Origin of the sequence: Roseovarius conchicola (genome assembly GCF_041403425.1) — a bacterium.
Classification (GTDB): Bacteria; Pseudomonadota; Alphaproteobacteria; order Rhodobacterales; family Rhodobacteraceae; genus Roseovarius; species Roseovarius conchicola.
Window position 1 is genome coordinate 1 of record NZ_JBGEHK010000021.1, and the last position, 3,910, is coordinate 3,910.

General features: G+C 61.8%; 3 protein-coding genes. All 3 read left to right on the forward strand.

Annotation, left to right across the window (positions count from 1 at the left end; all coding sequences use genetic code 11):
* Position 1 precedes the first annotated feature (1 nt).
* Genes V6N02_RS22295 through phnY form a run of 3 tightly spaced genes read left to right on the forward strand, consistent with a single transcriptional unit; the run spans position 2 to position 3,910 of the window.
* The gene (locus tag V6N02_RS22295; protein WP_371229925.1) at positions 2-1,183 is read left to right on the forward strand and encodes a 2-aminoethylphosphonate--pyruvate transaminase; all 1,182 of its coding nucleotides are present in this window, start codon (positions 2-4) and stop codon (positions 1,181-1,183) included.
* A 19-nt stretch (positions 1,184-1,202) separates the two neighbouring features.
* Positions 1,203-2,447, forward strand: coding sequence for a phosphonoacetate hydrolase (phnA, locus tag V6N02_RS22300; RefSeq protein ID WP_371229928.1), 1,245 nt, complete (start codon positions 1,203-1,205; stop codon positions 2,445-2,447).
* Between the two features lie 14 nt (positions 2,448-2,461).
* Positions 2,462-3,910, forward strand: coding sequence for a phosphonoacetaldehyde dehydrogenase (gene phnY / locus V6N02_RS22305; protein ID WP_371229931.1), 1,449 nt, complete (start codon positions 2,462-2,464; stop codon positions 3,908-3,910).

Consider the following 3,910-nt stretch of genomic DNA (forward strand, 5'->3'; position numbering starts at 1 on the left):
CATGACCAAGTCCCCGTTACCTTCTCCACGATTGGGCGAGGCGTATTTGCTGACGCCTGGTCCGTTGACGACGTCTTATGAAGTTAAGGAGGCGATGTTGCGTGACTGGGGCAGTTGGGATGATGATTTCCGGGCGATGACGCGCGAGATGCGGTCGCGGTTGCTGGCGCTTTTGGGGGCGGGGTCGGAGGCGTTTGACTGTGTGCCGATGCAGGGCAGCGGCACTTTCGCGGTTGAGGCCATGCTGGCGTCGTTTATCCCGCGTGACGGCAAGGCCTTGGTTCTGGCCAACGGGGCTTATGGGCTGCGCTCGGTTCAGACCCTTGCGTATCTGGGCCGGGAGCATGTGGTTCTGGACAAGGGCGATTACCTGCCGCCGCGCGGCGAGGAAGTCGCGCAGATCCTGGCGGAGGATCCGGCGATCACCCATGTGGTCGTGATCCATTGCGAGACCAGTTCGGGCATTCTGAACCCGGTCGAGGAGATTTCCGAGGTGACCTATGCGGCGGGGCGCAAGCTTCTGGTTGATTCGATGTCGGCATTCGGGGCCATCCCGCTGGAGGTGGCGCAGCTGCGCTACGAGGCGATGGTCAGCTCGGCCAACAAATGCATCGAGGGCGTGCCCGGCTTCGGCTTTGTCATCGCCCGCAAATCCGAGCTTGAGGCGGCCAAGGGCAACAGCCACTCGCTCAGCCTTGATGTGCATGCCCAGTGGGCGCATATGGAAAAGACCGGCCAGTGGCGGTTCACCCCGCCGACCCACGTGGTTGCCGCTTTCCTCGAGGCGCTGAGGGCGCATGAGATCGAGGGGGGCGTTGCCGGGCGCGGCGGACGCTATACGCGCAACCGTGATGTCATGGTCGATGGCATGCGCGATCTGGGGTTCGAGACCCTGCTGAAGGATCGCTGGCTCAGCCCGATCATCGTGACCTTCTTCTGCCCGGCGGACGGGAATTTCGATTTTGACCGCTTTTACGGGCTGATGAAGGCAAAAGGCTTCATCATCTACCCGGGCAAGCTGACCGTCGTGGACAGTTTCCGTGTCGGCTGTATCGGGCAGATGGACGAAAACGTGATGCGGCAGGTCGTGACTGCCGCCAAGGAAACGCTGAGCGAAATGGGCGTTGCAAGTGCCGCGCCTCCTGCGGCCGCCCTGGAAGAACGTGCCAAACTGGCCGCCTGAAAAACAAAGGAACTATGTAATGACAATTCAATCTCCTGTTGTAGCGAACGGGCGTGCTTATGCGGTGCCGAAGGTTTGTGCGATCGCGATTTGCCTGGACGGGTGCGAGCCGGAATACCTGGACAAGGCGATTGCGGATGGGCTGATGCCGACGCTGAAGCGGATGCGCGCGGAGGGCACGGACCGGCTGGCGCATTCGGTGGTGCCGTCCTTCACCAACCCCAACAACCTGAGCATCGCGACGGGCCGTCCGCCGGTGGTGCACGGGATCTGCGGCAATTACCTGATCGACCCGGACACGGGCGAAGAAGTGATGATGAACGATGTGCGGTTTTTGCGCGCGCCGACCGTGTTCAAGGCGTTTTACGATGCCGGTGCGCGGGTGGCCGTGGTCACCGCCAAGGACAAGCTGCGCGCGCTTCTGGGGGCGGGGCTGGAATTTGACCAGGACCGTGCAATCTGCTTCTCGGCCGAGAAGTCCGATACATCGACCCAGGAAGAGCACGGCATGGCCGAGGGCAGCAAGTGGCTGGGCATGGCGCAGCCCGAGGTCTATTCGGCGGAGCTCTCCGAGTTCGTCTTTGCCGCCGGTGTGAAGCTGCTGAAGGAATGGGCGCCGGACGTGATGTACCTGACCACCACCGACTACGTGCAGCACAAGTACAGCCCCGACCAGGCCGAAGCCAAATCCTTCTACGAGATGTTCGACAGGTACCTGACCGAACTGGACGCGCTGGGGGCTGCGGTTGTGGTGACGGCCGATCATGGCATGAAGCCCAAGCACCATGCCGATGGCTCTCCATCGGTGATCTATGTGCAGGACCTGATGGATGAATGGCTGGGCGAGGGCAATGCCCGCGTCATCCTGCCGATCACCGATCCTTATGTTGTGCACCACGGCGCGCTTGGCTCATTTGCCACCTGCTATCTGCCGGAAGGCGCGGATATTGCCGATATCTCAAAGCGCCTGCTGGCGCAGGACGGGATCACCCATGTGCTGACCAATGCCGAGGCGGTGGCCCGGTTCGAGCTGCCCTCGGACCGGATCGGCGATATCGTGATGGTCTCGGGCGAGGAAATCTGCATCGGCACCTCCGAGCACCGGCATGATCTGGCGGCCCTGAACGAGCCTCTGCGCAGCCATGGCGGGCTGACCGAACAGGAAGTGCCGTTCATCTGCAACCGGGTTCTGCCCTTGCCTGAACGCCCGGTTCTGCGCAATTTTGATGCTTTCTTCTACGCCACCACAGCGGCGGCGCTTTGAACATGGATGGTGCAATGGACAAGACGGAAATCCGCAACGAAGGGATGCGCATCGGGGGTGAGGTTGTCTTCACCGATGACGTGATCGAGGTCAGATACCCCTATACCGAGGAAGTCGTTGGCACCGTGCCCGCGGGCAATGCCGAGCATGCCCGCCGTGCCTTTGAGATCGCGGCGCATTACACACCCACGCTCAGCCGCTACGAGCGCAGCGAGATCCTCAAGCGCGCCGGCGAACTGATCGGCGAGCGCCGCGATTACCTGGCAAAATGGCTGACGCTGGAACTGGGCATCTGCCACCAGCACGCGATTTACGAGACCAAGCGGGCGCAGGATGTCTACCAGTTCGCGGCGGCGCAGTCGATGAACGATGATGGCGAGATCTTCTCCTGCGACCTCACCCATAACGGCAAGGATCGCAAGATCTTCACCAAGCGCGAGCCGGTGCGGGCGATCAGCGCGATCACGCCCTTCAACCATCCTCTGAACATGGTCAGCCACAAGATTGCGCCGTCGATTGCGACCAACAATTGCATGGTGTGCAAGCCCACGGAACTGACGCCGCTGACCTGCATCGCGCTGGCCGATATCCTCTACGAGGCCGGTCTGCCGCCCGAGATGTTCCAGGTGGTCACCGGCTGGCCCAAGGATATCGGCGAGGAAATGATGGTGAACGAGCATATCGACATCATCACCTTCACCGGCGGTGTGCCCGTGGGCAAGCTGATTGCCTCTAAAGCAGGCTACAAGCGCCAGGCGCTGGAACTGGGCGGCAACGACCCGCTGATCGTCCTGAATGACCTCTCCGAGGCTGATCTGGACAAGGCGGCGACCATCGCCGTGGCCGGGGCCACCGGCAACTCGGGGCAACGCTGCACCGCGATCAAGCGCATCCTGGTGCAGGAAAGCGTGGCCGACAAGTTTGTCCCGCTGGTGCTGGAAAAGGCCAGGGCGATCCGCTTCGGTGACCCGCAGGACCCCGGGACCGAACTGGGCTGCGTGATCCACAAGGAAGCGGCCGAGCTCTTTGAAAACCGCGTCTACCAGGCCGAGAAAGAAGGCGCCGAGATCCTCTATCACCCCGGCCGCCAGGGCGCGCTTTTGCCGCCCATCGTCGTGGACAAGGTGCCCCATTCCAGCGAGCTGGTGATGGAGGAAACCTTCGGCCCCATCGTGCCCATCGTGCGCGTGCCCGATGACGATGCCGAGGTGATGGCGATCTCGAACGGCACCCAGTTCGGCCTCAGCTCGGGCGTCTGCACCAACGACCTGAACCGCGCGATCGCGTTCATCAACGGGCTTGATGTCGGAACCTGCAACATCTGGGAACAACCCGGATACCGCATCGAAACCTCCCCCTTCGGCGGCATCAAAGACTCCGGTAACGCCGTCAAAGAAGGCGTCACAGAAGCCATGAAGTTCTTCACAAACGTCAAAACATACTCAATGCCATGGCCAAGGTGA

Bases quoted from the DNA above. Each gene is read 5' to 3' on its own strand.
- V6N02_RS22295 (WP_371229925.1), top strand. From the start codon at position 2: ATGACCAAGTCCCCGTTACCTTCTCCACGATTGGGCGAGGCGTATTTG.
- phnA (WP_371229928.1), top strand. From the start codon at position 1,203: ATGACAATTCAATCTCCTGTTGTAGCGAACGGGCGTGCTTATGCGGTG.
- phnY (WP_371229931.1), top strand. From the start codon at position 2,462: ATGGACAAGACGGAAATCCGCAACGAAGGGATGCGCATCGGGGGTGAG.